General features: G+C 36.7%; 14 protein-coding genes and 2 pseudogenes. 3 read left to right on the forward strand and 13 right to left on the reverse strand.

All coding sequences use genetic code 11. The features are described 5' to 3' along the window. Positions 1–399: 399 nt before the first annotated feature. From QZ276_RS07145 to hpt, 10 genes are all read right to left on the reverse strand, one after another. A complete protein-coding gene (locus tag QZ276_RS07145; protein WP_292486627.1) occupies positions 400–1,806 on the reverse strand; it encodes a dienelactone hydrolase family protein in 1,407 nt (468 codons plus the stop codon). Positions 1,807–1,846: 40 nt separating this feature from the next. Beyond that, positions 1,847–2,494 carry a TVP38/TMEM64 family protein gene (locus tag QZ276_RS07150; RefSeq protein WP_292486629.1) on the reverse strand — a complete coding sequence of 216 codons (648 nt, stop codon included), beginning with the start codon at positions 2,492–2,494 and terminating at the stop codon, positions 1,847–1,849. A 42-nt stretch (positions 2,495–2,536) separates the two neighbouring features. Beyond that, entirely contained in the window at positions 2,537–4,006 is a 1,470-nt protein-coding gene (locus QZ276_RS07155; RefSeq protein ID WP_292486631.1) for a homoserine O-acetyltransferase, read from the reverse strand. Next, positions 4,003–5,289: an O-acetylhomoserine aminocarboxypropyltransferase/cysteine synthase family protein gene (locus tag QZ276_RS07160; RefSeq protein WP_292486633.1), complete on the reverse strand. Its 1,287-nt coding sequence runs from the start codon at positions 5,287–5,289 to the stop codon at positions 4,003–4,005. Before QZ276_RS07160 ends, QZ276_RS07155 begins: the two co-directional genes overlap by 4 nt. A gap of 14 nt (positions 5,290–5,303) precedes the next feature. Further along, positions 5,304–6,458 carry an O-phospho-L-seryl-tRNA:Cys-tRNA synthase gene (gene pscS, locus QZ276_RS07165; RefSeq protein ID WP_292486634.1) on the reverse strand — a complete coding sequence of 385 codons (1,155 nt, stop codon included), beginning with the start codon at positions 6,456–6,458 and terminating at the stop codon, positions 5,304–5,306. A 124-nt stretch (positions 6,459–6,582) separates the two neighbouring features. Beyond that, positions 6,583–6,864: a DNA-directed RNA polymerase subunit L gene (locus QZ276_RS07170; protein WP_292486636.1), complete on the reverse strand. Its 282-nt coding sequence runs from the start codon at positions 6,862–6,864 to the stop codon at positions 6,583–6,585. A 19-nt stretch (positions 6,865–6,883) separates the two neighbouring features. After that, positions 6,884–7,483, reverse strand: coding sequence for an exosome complex RNA-binding protein Csl4 (locus tag QZ276_RS07175; protein WP_292486638.1), 600 nt, complete (start codon positions 7,481–7,483; stop codon positions 6,884–6,886). A gap of 211 nt (positions 7,484–7,694) precedes the next feature. Then, positions 7,695–8,288, reverse strand: coding sequence for an METTL5 family protein (locus tag QZ276_RS07180; protein WP_292486640.1), 594 nt, complete (start codon positions 8,286–8,288; stop codon positions 7,695–7,697). Positions 8,289–8,292: 4 nt separating this feature from the next. Then, positions 8,293–9,294, reverse strand: coding sequence for a diphthamide biosynthesis enzyme Dph2 (dph2, locus tag QZ276_RS07185; RefSeq protein WP_292486642.1), 1,002 nt, complete (start codon positions 9,292–9,294; stop codon positions 8,293–8,295). Beyond that, entirely contained in the window at positions 9,278–9,850 is a 573-nt protein-coding gene (gene hpt, locus QZ276_RS07190; protein WP_292486644.1) for a hypoxanthine/guanine phosphoribosyltransferase, read from the reverse strand. The genes dph2 and hpt overlap by 17 nt, the downstream gene beginning before the upstream one ends. 399 nt (positions 9,851–10,249) lie before the next feature. Between hpt and QZ276_RS07195 the strand changes: the two genes are divergently transcribed. Beyond that, complete coding sequence (locus tag QZ276_RS07195; RefSeq protein ID WP_292486647.1) at positions 10,250–10,741, forward strand: rubrerythrin family protein; 492 nt, start codon at positions 10,250–10,252, stop codon at positions 10,739–10,741. Between the two features lie 29 nt (positions 10,742–10,770). On the opposite strand, the gene QZ276_RS07200 is transcribed toward QZ276_RS07195, so the two are convergent. Beyond that, positions 10,771–11,085, reverse strand: a complete 315-nt coding sequence (locus QZ276_RS07200) for a DUF5658 family protein (RefSeq protein WP_292486649.1) — start codon at positions 11,083–11,085, stop codon at positions 10,771–10,773. Positions 11,086–11,337: 252 nt separating this feature from the next. Between QZ276_RS07200 and QZ276_RS07205 the strand changes: the two genes are divergently transcribed. Further along, a complete protein-coding gene (locus QZ276_RS07205; protein WP_292486651.1) occupies positions 11,338–11,973 on the forward strand; it encodes a MarC family protein in 636 nt (211 codons plus the stop codon). Positions 11,974–12,159: 186 nt separating this feature from the next. After that, positions 12,160–13,413 carry a hydroxymethylglutaryl-CoA reductase (NADPH) gene (gene hmgA, locus QZ276_RS07210; RefSeq protein WP_292486653.1) on the forward strand — a complete coding sequence of 418 codons (1,254 nt, stop codon included), beginning with the start codon at positions 12,160–12,162 and terminating at the stop codon, positions 13,411–13,413. Between the two features lie 5 nt (positions 13,414–13,418). On the opposite strand, the pseudogene QZ276_RS07215 reads toward hmgA, so the two are convergent. Both QZ276_RS07215 and QZ276_RS07220 read right to left on the reverse strand, forming a co-directional pair. Next, positions 13,419–13,700 (reverse strand): annotated as a pseudogene (locus QZ276_RS07215) (CorA family divalent cation transporter); the annotation flags it as partial. A gap of 31 nt (positions 13,701–13,731) precedes the next feature. After that, positions 13,732–14,243 (reverse strand): annotated as a pseudogene (locus tag QZ276_RS07220) (HNH endonuclease); the annotation flags it as partial.

Raw genomic sequence — 14,243 nt, forward strand, 5'->3', positions numbered from 1 at the left:
TTATATGTTTTGAAGCTATATAAATTTTAACTACTGTTAGCGATTATCTCAAAAAATCTATAGTTAATCAGACATCAGCGGGGTACGATTCATCACTCTTTAAACAAAGTTTAAAGATATCCTTAAAACAACTTAAATCTCTGATTTAAGTTTAACTCTAAATTTTTTTAATTTAGAGTGTTTTGATCTAAGGAGAACGGTTGAAACCGTTGGTTTCCTTTGACCCCTACACCCCTTCTCATGATATAGTCCTCTCAATATACCCGATATATGCCTCTATATCATCTACATTTGCCTCTGTAAAAGGTTTCTGAATATACTCGGATAAAAAGTGCACTTTTTTAGATTATTTCTCACTGTGACTGTAATCCTTATTTGTATTTAAAATTATTCCAGAAATCAATACGGTGGAACAAGAACAGGCAGCAACCAGACGACAGCCAATATATTAAAAATAAGTCGCTGTCTCAAATCCATACCTGATTTCCACAAAAGTAGTGAGATAAAAGATAAAAACAGGAACAATAAACTACCAAGCACCACTGATGTAACAAGCTGGAATATTACAAACTGTGTGGATATCAGGACAAACGATACACATGTAATTAAAAGGAAGAACAAATCAAATGCAAATTCCTTTTTATTCAAAGTTTTGAAAACATTAGATAATTTGGTTGCTGCAACACCAATTGTTGATGCAATTACACCAATTAACAGATACTGAAACCATTGACAACCTGCGGGTTCTAACTGGATAAACTGTCTGGATATCGTTGAAAGCAGAACAATATAAAAGATAACAAAAACAATTACCGGTATCAAGAATCTGAACAATCTCTTATTATTAAATTTATAGCTGTATGAACCGGATAGCCAAACGGCGCCCATAAACATAACTATACCTGATAAAAACTGCAGTAAAACTGTTCTGGATGACTTGGTTTCAATGTTTATATTACCAGATGCATCATTTCCTGCAGAATAAAGTGCCCACCTAACAGATTCCTCAATGAGTTTATCATCAAAAGCTTCTGTAAGATGTCCTGAAGATTCAGACACAAATATTTTGGTGGCGTTATTGTCTTTAAAATCACCAGCAACTTCATTTCTGTTCAAATGTTTTCCTGTAACATTGAATGCGATGTCTTCAAGTTTTTCTGGAGGAACAAGTGTATCCTTTCCACCAGTAGCAAGCAAAAGGTTTGTTTCAAGTTCATCTATATTTTCAGGAGGGAAACGTCCTGCAATAGCAATCACTCCTGAAACATCAGGTTTTTCAAGAGCAATCCGATATGCACCATTTGCACCTCCTGAATGCCCACCCACAACAATCCTATCAGAATCTGTGTCATGCCTTGATTCCAGTTGCGAAAGAACATTAATATCTTCTCTCAACGAACGGTTGAACAGAAACTCATCCCCATGTACTATCTCCCAGTGAACTTTAGATGGAAAACTGGTAGAACTTCGTGAAGGACCGTGAATCAGAGTTAAAAATCCCTGTCTTGCAAAATCATCTCCATAATGCGAATACTGGATTGGGTCAGCACCCGAACCTGCTCCAAAATAAACTACCGGGAAAGGACCTTCACTATCAGGGATATATAATAATCCTTCCATTGTTCTATTTTGAGAGAGTTCGAAAAGGACCTGTTCGGATTTAAAATTATGAGCTTGGTTTTGGTCAGCTAAAATCGGGTAAATCAATCCTGATAGTCCTGCAAGTAGAATAAATACAGCTATAATTTGTTTCCGAGATATATTAGAATCAGCATCCATAGATAATAGGAAAGATTTTTTTATCACTCCTCAATAAAATACTATTCATATATAAATATTTCTGGATTCAGGTATTTTTTATCTTTTTATGGAGAAATATCCATAATATACCGGGAATGATTACACCGGCGGCAAGAGGAAACGACCATTCGGATACACTATGCAGATGGCTACCGAAATATGAATAGTAAACAGTCACCGGTATCGTGCCTATAATAATAATAACCAGAAAACGCAAAAATGATATTCCTGTCAATCCGGCAAAACATGACATGGTTTCTGTTAGCATGGGTACCATACGTGATAGTATAAGGATGCCTTCACCCCATTGTGTAAACCATTTATTCATCGATTTCTGTTCACTCTCATCGATAAAAGTTAAAGCTTTTCGTTTCCTGATATATCTTGTCAGACAGAAACCAGTTATTGATGCAAGCAGTGAGCCCAAAGTCCCGATTAAAACACCCCAGAAAAAACCATACAAAGAACCTGCAAGAGTCATAAGCACAGAAGAAGGTACAGGAATAACAAGGTCAATAATAAGCATTAGTATTATTACCAGTCCTGCAAGTGAATCGAATGATAGAACCCAGTTTTTTGCATCTTCAAGGGTTAGTAATCCGGATAATTCAAAGATAATAAATATCATCAGGAAAACAGTAAAAAGAATAAGAGGAATATATCTCCAGTTGAAAGTTTCCCATTTATCCAGCATACATATATATTTTAAGGAAGCCCTGATTTAAAAACATCTGGATTAAAATTCCTCAATCAACCTGCTTATATCTTCACTTGTAACCAGACCAATAACTCGTTTATTTTCGTCAACCACTGGAAGTGCAGAAATATCTTTACTTTCCATTTTTTCCGCTGCTTTTTCAATAGGTTCATCAGGTCGGGCAGTTACAACATTTTTTGTCATTATCTCATCAAGGTTGTCTGATTTCAAAGCGATTGATTTTGAAATATCCCAGGATGTTACCAATCCGACAAGTTTACTATCTGAAGATACCAACGGTAAATGAGTAATTTCCTTTTCAAACATTACTCTGGCTGCTTCATCTATGCTTATTCCCTCTTTGATTGTCGCTATATCCTCAATCATTATATCTGAAACATAAGTATGTGAAAGGAAATTATTAAGCACATAATTTAGTTGTCCGCTTTCCAGCAAGAATGAATCGTGTCCGTAATTGGATTCGATTTCTCTATAGGTCACATCAGCGTTGTTGGCACTTAAAGACATAACAATTTCTCTCAACTGATATGGAGGATACAGCCAGTCAGATGTAAACGAAATCATCAAAAATTTCGCCTCTACATTTTTTAAACCTTCTGCAAGGGAACTGTTTTCTGTCAAATCAAAATAATCAATAGCTTTGGTAAGATACAGATAAGAATTCGCATCAAATCTTTCGGTAAATGTTAAACCTTGATAGTGCAGATAACTTTCAACTTCAAATTCTCTGGAAAAATCGAAATCGTATTCGTTTTTATCCCGCAATCTCCTTCCAAATTTTTGATGCATGGAATGGTCACTGAGATAGGTAATATGACCAATCATTCTTGCAAGAGCCAGTCCATGTGTCGGTTGTTTTTCACCGTAATAATTGCCACTGTTCCAATTGGGGTCAGAAACTATAGCAATCCTCCCAACTTCATTGAAAGCTATCTGCTGGGGTGTGGAATATCCGGCTGTAGCTATTGGAATTGCCTTTTTTACCATGTCTGGATATGATACACTCCACTGAAGAACCTGAAGTCCACCCATCGACCCTCCTATAACTGCTAAAAGTTTGGAAATACCCATATAGTCTATTAGTTTTTTCTGAGCATTTACCATATCTTTTATTGTAACTACTGGAAAATCAAGCCCATAGGGTTCTCCTGTATCCGGATTAATCGATGAAGGACCTGTTGAGCCTTTGCAGCCCCCGATGACATTGGAACAGATTATAAAATATTTCCGTGTATCAAGGGCTTTACCGGGGCCTATTATTATGTCCCACCACCCGGGTTTTCTATCACCTTCATGCCATCCTGCTGCATGAGCATCACCTGTAAGGGCATGACATACAAGGATAGCATTACTTTTATCCCAGTTCAAAGTTCCATAGGTTTCATAGGCAAGAGTTACATCCTTTATTTTTTTACCGCTTTCAAGGACAAGCTCTTCCGGTATTTGATAATATTGTATTTCAACATTACCTATTGATTTGTATTTCATACTTTCTGGGACAACTCCAGTGCCTGGTCTATATCCTGAATAATGTCTTCAGCATCTTCTATACCAATAGACAACCTGATAAAATCATCAGTAACCCCTGTAGATTTCTTCTCTTCCTCGGTTAATTGTTGGTGGGTTGTAGATGCAGGATGAACAACAAGGCTTTTTGCATCTCCAATATTGGCAAGATGTGAGAGTAGTTGAACATTCTCAATAAATTTTTTCCCAGACTCAAGTCCGCCTTTAATACCGAATCCAATAAGTGCTCCGTATTTACCATTGAGATACTTTCCTGCACGTTCATGTGTCGGATGACTTTCAAGTCCCGGGTAATTTACCCATTCTACGTCTTGGTGTTTTTCAAGGAATTTGGCTACTTTGAAGGCATTATCACAATGTTTTTCCATTCTCAGTGGGAGTGTTTCCAGACCCTGTAAAAACAGAAAGGCATTGAAAGGGCTCAGGGCTGTTCCAAGGTCACGCAGAAGCTGAACACGCATTTTTACAATAAAAGCAATCTTTCCGAATTCTTCCCAGTATTTTAATCCATGATAGCCGGGATCAGGTTCAGTAAGTTCCGGGAACTTGCCATTGTTCCAGTTGAAATTTCCAGAATCAACAATTAATCCACCTATAGAAGTTCCGTGTCCACCCAAAAACTTGGTTGCTGACAGGACTTCAATATCAGCACCAAAACTAATCGGTTGTGAAATACCTATTCCTGCCGTATTGTCCACTATCAGCGGAATACCGGCAGAATGAGCAATATCTGCTATTTGTTCAAAATCAGGAACATCCAATTTTGGATTCCCTATGGTTTCGGTATAAATTGCTTTAGTGTTTTCGTTTATCTGTTTTTTAAACTCCTCAGGTTTTGTAGAATCTACAAATTTTACATTTCTGCCAAGGTTTGGAAGTGTATTATTGAACAACTGGTAAGTACCACCATAAAGGTTGTCTGCAGAAACAATTTCATCACCTGGTTGAGTGATTCCAAGCACTGCCAGTGTGATAGCAGACATACCTGATGAAACTGCCAATGCTCCAGCACCCCCTTCTAGAGATGCCACTCGTTGTTCCAGAACCTCGTTGGTAGGGTTTGTGATTCTTGTATATATATTCCCAAATTCTTTCAGACCAAAAAGTCTTGCAGCATGGTCTGTATCTTTAAAATTGTAGGATGTAGTCTGATATATGGGAACAGCTCTGGAACCTGTTGTAGGGTCTGGCTCCTGACCTGCGTGTACTGCTCTAGTACTGAACCCGTAATTTTGTTTGCCCATATAAAACCTCTAATTTATTCGTATTTTTTAATAATCTCATCAAATGCATCTACAACAGTAGATAGATTTTCACGTCCGGCTCCGAAAGTGCTCAATTTGAAAAACTTGGTAAGTCCTGCCTTTATACCATGAATATTTCTGGATTTTAATTCTTTATAAAGGAAATAGCGTCCGGATTTTGCTTTCTGGGAGATTTCGTATATGTTTGGTGCCTCAAAGAACATGAGATCATGGTTGTGTGGCTTATCACCAACTTGGGTCATCCCTAAATTTTCAAGTTTTTCAGAAAACCATCGTGCATTTTCAACTTCCCTGTCCCATTCACGGGTTCTTTTCACAACGTTAGGGAATGAAGCAATCATTGTCATTAATGTAGCACCACGTGCAGTACATCCGAGTAATTCTATCTCTTTCTTTTTATGTGTAGGTGACTTTCTAAACACTATATCAGAATATTCTTCACTTACACCTAAAACTCCTATTGGTCCTGATGAAGCCATTGATTTATGACCACTACCTACAATAAAATCTGCACCTATATCGTTGGCATCTACTGGCATTCTGCCGATAGAATATGCACAGTTTAAAAGCAGTGGCACATCATATTCATGGCAGATAGATGCAACTTTTTTTGCATCAGGCAGATTTCCGTAATTACCATCTGGGTAGGTGAGAAGTGCCATTGAAGGCGGTTTACCATTCTCATCTATAACATTTTCAATAGCTGTTGCGTATCCCTCTGGGTCTATCCAGTAGTCAGGATGACCGGTGCTGGATACAGTTTCAGTATTCAACCGTGCACGCTGTGCAGCTACATGTGATGAATAATGCGCCAGATTGTCAAGAACAATCCAGTCCCCTTCGTTAGCTACTGAGTGCATGACAGCAAATTTGGACTCACGGGCTCCATTTGTCACTCTAACTTCATCTGCCCCTATGAATTCCGGTAAAGCTTCATGAACAAAATCTTTGATTTTTGGTTTTTTAATCTGGTCAAGTGTTCCTGGGCAGAAGTCACATACTGAATATCCATCCCCCCACTGGACAAGTGCTTGCCGGGCTTCATCTGTCAGTATTCCACCTGTCTGTAATGGGTCTATATTGATGGCGTTTAAAGGTTCACGTTCCATATACCCAAATTTTTGCAGTGATGATTCATCAAGTGCCATCTTTTTATTCCTCTCGTATACATGTTTAATTCACACTGTGAATTGGTAAAATTGATACAAGTTATATATAAAAAAAATGGTCAAGCCATCCAACAATATGTTACTTGACATTCAGGTGTTGATTTCAACAGGCTTTAACTGCTTCGCTGAATACTTCATTAAACTCATCACAACGGGAGATGAGTTTTGATAAAGCCTCTTTGATAACAGTAACCTGGTCTGTACCATCAGTTTTGACATACAGTATAGGTTCACTTACATTAACATGTTTCATATCGTATGAGGCGATTTCAACTCTGCTGTCTTCAAGAAGTATTGATTTTAAAACATTAAGCAGGGTATGGTCTTCTCCATGTATCTCCATGTTTATTTCATAATCAGTTTTGTTCAAAATTTTTAGTTCCATTATCTCACCTTAAAAAACTTCAGATTATACCTGTTCCGTAATCAGAAGATATTTTTCGCTTCTCGGTTTTTCCACAATTGGGACATTTGAGTTTATTATTGTCTTTTTCCATTGCATTCCTACAGTTTGTGCAGTAGGCTTTCATAACTCCAAGAGAGTCTTCAGAAGTGCTAAGACTTAGATTTTTGGCACTTTTAATTTTTCCCTTTACAATATCAAATGGTGCAAACTCATCTGAAAGCTTTTTGACATAAGCATCTTTTACATTGGATACATGTATCGCAGCAGGTCGGGACTCTTGAAATTCTCTCTCTCCTTCGTCTTTGATTGCTTCAAGTCCCACTATAGCTACTGAATCGCGAACATCGGTTATTCCACCGATAACAATGTCGCCCTCTTTTATGGAAGGTGGTGTTTTTGTATTCGGAATCACTGATACTGAACGGGAATTATCATCAACAACAACATCTCCTGCAACAAGTGAATGTATATTCCCGTGATACATGTAAGTCCCTTCACCGGGTATATATTCCTCAGTAGTTCCTACAAAATCACCCGGCATCACAAAATTAGATTCATAGTCTTCAAGTTCCTCTAATTCTTCTGACTCCAGTGTCATCTCTCCATCTTCGCTGATGTTTTTTTTCTCCTTGAATTCAGTTGTGTCATTAGGTTCGTAATTTTTATCCTGTGTATTTATAGATTTATCGGATTTATTTATAGGTTTTTTATCATCAGAAGTTTTTATTTTCCTTCTTGAAAGTCTTTTTCTTATTCTAATAAAAATCCCTCGTTGGGTTAATTGTAATAATAGTTATAAAAATCAGTTTTTATAGAGACTGACTGATTCGATAGATTTCAACCTCAATTTGTTCTACATCTTTTTTATGGAATTTAAATGTTCGTTTTAACGGAAACCCAGTTCTGTACCAGTCTGTAATAACAGCGGGGCTTATGAATTTTTCAATAAAATTTTTACTTCCTTTGTTGTGTATAGAATATATAACATTTGCCAGTTTTAAAGCATTTGATAAAAACGGTCGATCACTACCTCTTACCTGTGAACCGAAAGGGGGATTCATGACCACTGTCTGTGCTTCACCTGATATATTACTTATATCCTTACATATAAAATCCACGTCTACATTCATATTTCTGGCATTTTTATCAGCGATCTGGAGAGCATAGTGGTCAGTATCAAATCCTGTTACTATTTCAGCACCCAGTAATTTTGCTCCAGTAGCAAGAACCCCTGTTCCGCATCCAAGATCATATACTGTGTCCTTAATATCACCTTTCATATATGCAAAATGAAGCAATTCAGCAGCGATTGGAGCAGGTGTAGTATATTGTTCCAGTGATACATCTGGACTATCGAAACCTTCAACCTGCTCAAGCAACATTTCTAATTTTCGCTGTTTCATCGGATTATTGTACACCTCTTATTTCATCAAATACCAGTTTTTCCCATTTACGCTCTCCAAGTACTATTTCAAATTCCTGAGGTGTAAGCATTGGAGAAGGAAAATGTCCCACTTCATCGATTGCTATTCTGGGACAGGCAGTATTAACAAATGCATCCACTTTAAATTGTAATAATTGGTCGGAAGTTACAAGATCCATGGTCAAAATATATGCCTTTTTATCATGTTTTTTTGCAAGGCTTTTTAAATATCTCGCCAGTTCTATACGATATTGTCCAACTTTTGATGAAACAACAATTCCAAAGGTAGATGAATCAAGTGACTTTGCAATAACAGCACTTCTCTGGCGCAATATTCTGGATGAATTTACATAATATGTTTTACCCATAAACGGGTCTGCAACCATGACGGGTTTACCGGTTGCAACCGCAACTCCTACCGGATGAAACTCACCACTGCCAATGTATAAATATTCATCACATTCATCTATTTCAGCCGATGAGAAATTGCACCCAAGAACCTGTCCAGGGTAGCCAATCCTTGTATCTCCTTTTTGGATTATACATTCCCTATTATAGGATTCAATAATTTTACGCACTTCTTCCAGTTTATGTACATGCTGGACTGTAGTGATAACCCCTATGCAGTAAGCTTTAATATTTTCCATCGCCTGTTTGACAATTCCTGAAATATTTATTTCAGAAGCCGCTTTGATGTAGTAAATTTTTTCGTTGTATTTGCAGTCATCAAGTTCTGAATGTCCAAAATGGAAAAGAATATCCACATTATCCAATATATCAGTATCTATATCACATGCCCCATAACAGGGATTTGCGGATACTATGATCTCTACACCTGTAGATTGTTCCAATTGTGATGCTATATCAATAGACTTTCTTTTTAATCCCTCTGGTAATTGTAAACCTACAACACAAGCTTTTGTTTTATTTATAATGTCAATCAAATGATGTATTTGAAATTCAAACCTTTCATTGTTTGCCACCATTTACCTCCCTTATTGAAACACCTTTTTCATCCACATTGATTTTAATAAGGGATTTGACAGGTATCTTCATCTCTTTTAATTTTGGTACCCCTTCACCGCGTTCAACAATTACCACAACCTCATCTATTATGGTTCCTGCATCAATCAACGCTTTGATAATAGATTGGAGAGTACCTCCAGTACTGACAACATCATCCACTATCAGTATACGGTCACCGCTTTCAATTCCATTAATGTAAAGTTGACCTTTTGAATATCCTGTACTCTGTGATACTGCAATTTCACCATCCAGACCGTATTTTCTTTTCCTAATTATAGATAGTGGAATACCTGATTTAAGAGACAGTGAGGTTGCAATAGGGATACCCATAGCTTCGATTGAAACAATTTTGTCCACATTCATTTTGGTATTTTCAACTATATGATTGGCTATTTCCTGTAATAATTCAGGCTCTACCAAAGGGATACCATCGGTTATAGGATTTATAAAGTAATAGTAATTGTTCTTTTTAATCACAGGAGATTTTTCCAGCGATTTTTGAAGTGTGTCCAGCATGATGTTTAATCCTCTATGCACAACTTAAAATATAGACTACATATCCTGTAGATAACATCGAGTTATGAGGTTTATGATACAAAAAAATCTATGTGGTATATAATGTTAACCCGTAAAACTGGGAATAGTTTCTAAATAGAGAAGAATAAGTAAAATCCAATCAATTTAGTATTGATTGGAAATATGGGATAGCTAACAGCTGGAAATATTTAATTAAAATATTACTTAATATCTTATTATAATGAACAAACAGTTAAAACAACTGTTCATATATATTATCAGTATGTTCACCATGTTTAATAATAGAAATTAACTTTTAATTAATGTTTTATTAGTTAATCTAATATATTAAAAACAATATCCAGAATACACATGTAAATTAAATGGAGGGAGATTTAAATGAGTACAACTGATAATTTAAAAGATGCTTTTTCAGGCGAATCAATGGCAAACAGAAAATATCTTGCTTTTGCAAAAAAAGCCGAGAAAGACGGATATAAACAAATAGCTAAATTGTTCAGGGCTGCCGCAGCTGCAGAAACTGTACATGCTCACAATCATCTGGATATACTTGACGAAGTTAAAAGCACCAATGATAACTTACAGGAAGCTATAAACGGCGAAACCTTTGAATTTGAACAGATGTATCCGGGTTATATAGAAGAAGCAAAAGAGGAAGAACAAACAAAAGCTGAATGGAGTTTTGACGTAGCAAATAAAGTTGAAAAGATTCATGCTGATTTATATCAGAAAGCACTGGATAACATGGGCAACAATGAAGAAGTTGATTACTACGTCTGCCAGGTATGTGGAAACACCGTCGAAAATGAAGCACCTGATGTATGTCCTATATGCGGCGCTCCAAAATCAAAATTTGAAAAAATTGAATAAATAACTTTTACATCCCTTTTTATTTTAACTTAAACCACACCAGCAATACCGAAGATGCTTTGACCAAATATAATCACTGCAAGGTTACTTGCAACAAGAACAATACCCATTATATTAACTGTATGCTTTCCAAATTTCCACCCTGTTTTTGATTTTTTATCCATAACATAACAAATATACAGGAACAGAAGAACCATCAGTTTCAACATGGTAAGCCCTACAAAACCATATTCAGAAATTATTGCTGAAGGCAGGCTATTACCTTCAAAACCATATCCATTGGTTATAGCAAACCATGTTGTCAGAATATCACCAATGATATAAAATGCTATTATATACCTCACTTCCACCAGAAATTTGAAGATCTTATGATTAAATAATCTGTTCAAATGATTATAGGTATCATTAATATTATAGCATTCTGTTCTTATATATACCCCCTCCTGTCTGATATACCCCAAATATCAAACCTAAAGTTTGGTTATAAGTTATAATGTTAAAAGAAATATGGTTTTGGAAATAAAGTTTCAGAATTCAGTTACAATGCCTTTTGTTAACCCCATTAATTTTTATATGTCTGTTAGATATTTTATTGTATGGACTATGTGGGGATTTTTGTTTTTGCATTTGTATCTATATTTGTCATTGTAGATCCTCTTGCAGCGGTTGTAACCTTCATCTCATTGACAAATAAAATGGATGATAAAACAAAAAATATTGTAGCAAAACGTGCAGTTCTACTTGCGTGTGTTATTGCTCTGGCTTTTGCTCTAACCGGTAATTTTGTTCTAAATATTTTTGGAATCGGTGTTGATTCTCTACGAATAGCAGGTGGAATCTTACTTTTTACAGTTGCACTGGATATGATGCATGCTAAAATATCAAGAGAAAGTATAACAAAAAACGAAATCTCAGAATATATAGACAGAGAAGATGTCTGGATATTCCCTATTGCGCTTCCTCTTCTAACCGGACCGGGGGCAATCACAACAGTAATTGTCCTTATGGGCAATTCTGATACAACCTTGAATAAATTAGTAGTTATTATGGCAATCATTGCTACCTTTATAATAACATTTTATGTATTCATTTTTTCAAGACGTCTATACAAAATTATGGGGTATACTGGAATGCTGGTTTTTACAAGAATCATGGGACTGTTATTGGCAGCTATAGCAATAGAGTTTATTACTACTGGCATATTAAATCTCTTCCAGAATTATGGATATTGAACAGATAATTATACTTTCATTTTTATAAATAACCATATAGAGTGAAATATTTGTATCATCAATAAGAAAAAGTACCATGGGTTAAATACTACTGACGGCTTTAGTCGTGGGGAAATTTGCCTGGTTACAGGAAATTTAATATCAAAATAGCCAATATATTTTCAACTTCAAAGGTGTTAGTTACTCATGGAACAGGAAAATGAAACCAGAATGGAAGAAGATGAATTGTTTGAAAAAATAAAATCAGGGGAAGTGTCACTCCGAAAAATCGAGAAATATACCGATGCAAATACAGCTGTTAAACTGCGAAGACAGGCAGTGGAAGAAATGTCAGGTATCTCATTTAAAAATATTCAGAATCATAATATCGATGCTGAAGAAGTGGCAATGAAAAACATCGAGAATATGATAGGTGCGGTACAGATTCCTCTTGGGGTTGCTGGACCATTAAAAGTTAATGGTGAATATGCAGATGGAGATTATCACATACCTCTTGCAACTACTGAAGGTGCACTGGTTGCAAGTATTAATAGAGGGTGCTCAGTAATAACCCGTTCAGACGGTGCAAATGTTAGAATATTCCAAGATGTGATGACCAGAGCTCCCGCGTTTAAAGTCGAAAATGTAGCAAGAGCACAGGAATTTGTAGAGTGGATAGAAAAACCAGATACAATCAAACATATGCAGGATAAAATAAGCGATATCACAAGCCATGGTGAACTTATTGATGTTGACCCCTATGTACTGGGCAATACAGTGTATCTGAGATTTTCCTATGACACAAAAGATGCCATGGGCATGAACATGGTTACAATAGCCACAAATACCCTTGTCGACCTTATAGAAGATGAATTTGGTGCTGATCCGATATCTCTTTCAGGCAATATGTGCACCGATAAAAAACCAGCCGCTATCAATAGCATACAGGGCAGAGGTAAAACTGTAGTTGCAGAAACTGAAATTCCGAAAAAGATAATAGAAGACCGGTTAAAATCCACTCCTGAAGAAATGGCAGAAGTAAACTACAGAAAAAACCTATTGGGTTCAGCACGTGCTGGTTCGCTTGGATACAATGCACATGCTGCAAATGTAATCGCTGCTATGAATATAGCCTGCGGTCAGGATACTGCACATGTAGTGGAAGGTAGCAATACCATCACGACAATGGAGGTAACCAAATATGGGGATCTATATTGTTCAGTAACACTTCCATCCCTGCTGGTAGGTACTGTTGGCGGCGGAACAGGTATAGGAACACAGAAAGACTGCCTCGACCTGCTTGGTGTAGCTGGTTCTGGCCATCCCCCGGGTTCAAATGCTAAGAAATTGGCAGAAATAATTGCATCTTCTGTTCTTGCCGGTGAAATTTCCCTTATAGGAGCTCAGGCTGCTGGACATCTGGCACGAGCACACGCAGAACTTGGACGTGGCGGTTTCTAACCAACTTACAACCATTTTTTCTTTTTAAAATAAGCAAACATAAACAGACTTGCTGAAACCATAATCATCCATAATATCGGGTAACTCCATTTCCAATATAGTTCTGGCATGTATTCAAAATTCATACCATAGATTCCTGCTATAAATGTAAGTGGTATGAATATGGTGGCAACAATAGTCAAAACCTTCATCACTTCATTCATTCTATTGTTGATGCTTGATAGATAAAGGTCAAGCATGCTTGTTAGCATTTCTCTATAAGTGTCAAGTGTTTCTATAGTCTGAATCACGAGAAACATCGCAAGGAAGCCCACTGTTTTAACAGTGGGAGGAATTGCGACCATCAGTATTTGGATTTGAGTTTAAGTTTAATCTGTCTAATTGATAGGTATATCCATCGAACCTCTGTACGAGTTTGAAATATTTGTGGTTTATACCCTGTGCAATCCTTTTAGCACCGCTTTTGATGTCGAAATATCCGCTGCTTCTGCATGCAACTGCACCTTTCCAGATACCTTTGTATTTTCCTTTCGGGACAACTGCTTTTATGATGTCTCCTGACTGGAAACCGAATATGTATTTGATTCTTGGTGCAGGTCTTCTCGGGAAGCCGTATTTATCCAGTTTGCATCTCTTGTAGCTACCTCTACCTTTAGCATGGATATATAAGATTGAATCTATTTTGAATCTGAGTTCATCCGGTGTGGATTTACCTACACAGCACGCATCGAAGTGATGGTCTTTCGGCAGGTTCATTTTTATTCTGTTCATCTTGGTCAGTGCACCTGTACCGCATTCTACAGGTAGTTTTGTATCTTTCAGCACTTCAA

This window comes from Methanohalobium sp., from assembly GCF_018609725.1.
Taxonomy (GTDB): Archaea; Halobacteriota; Methanosarcinia; order Methanosarcinales; family Methanosarcinaceae; genus Methanohalobium.

What these genes read in the sequence shown, in the direction of transcription:
- QZ276_RS07150 (WP_292486629.1), bottom strand. Translation starts at nt 2,494, where the DNA reads ATGCTGGATAAATGGGAAACTTTCAACTGGAGATATATTCCTCTTATT.
- QZ276_RS07155 (WP_292486631.1), bottom strand. Translation starts at nt 4,006, where the DNA reads ATGAAATACAAATCAATAGGTAATGTTGAAATACAATATTATCAAATA.
- QZ276_RS07160 (WP_292486633.1), bottom strand. Translation starts at nt 5,289, where the DNA reads ATGGGCAAACAAAATTACGGGTTCAGTACTAGAGCAGTACACGCAGGT.
- pscS (WP_292486634.1), bottom strand. Translation starts at nt 6,458, where the DNA reads ATGGCACTTGATGAATCATCACTGCAAAAATTTGGGTATATGGAACGT.
- QZ276_RS07170 (WP_292486636.1), bottom strand. Translation starts at nt 6,864, where the DNA reads ATGGAACTAAAAATTTTGAACAAAACTGATTATGAAATAAACATGGAG.
- QZ276_RS07175 (WP_292486638.1), bottom strand. Translation starts at nt 7,483, where the DNA reads ATGACACTGGAGTCAGAAGAATTAGAGGAACTTGAAGACTATGAATCT.
- QZ276_RS07180 (WP_292486640.1), bottom strand. Translation starts at nt 8,288, where the DNA reads ATGAAACAGCGAAAATTAGAAATGTTGCTTGAGCAGGTTGAAGGTTTC.
- dph2 (WP_292486642.1), bottom strand. Translation starts at nt 9,294, where the DNA reads ATGGTGGCAAACAATGAAAGGTTTGAATTTCAAATACATCATTTGATT.
- hpt (WP_292486644.1), bottom strand. Translation starts at nt 9,850, where the DNA reads ATGCTGGACACACTTCAAAAATCGCTGGAAAAATCTCCTGTGATTAAA.
- QZ276_RS07195 (WP_292486647.1), top strand. Translation starts at nt 10,250, where the DNA reads ATGAGTACAACTGATAATTTAAAAGATGCTTTTTCAGGCGAATCAATG.
- QZ276_RS07205 (WP_292486651.1), top strand. Translation starts at nt 11,338, where the DNA reads ATGGACTATGTGGGGATTTTTGTTTTTGCATTTGTATCTATATTTGTC.
- hmgA (WP_292486653.1), top strand. Translation starts at nt 12,160, where the DNA reads ATGGAACAGGAAAATGAAACCAGAATGGAAGAAGATGAATTGTTTGAA.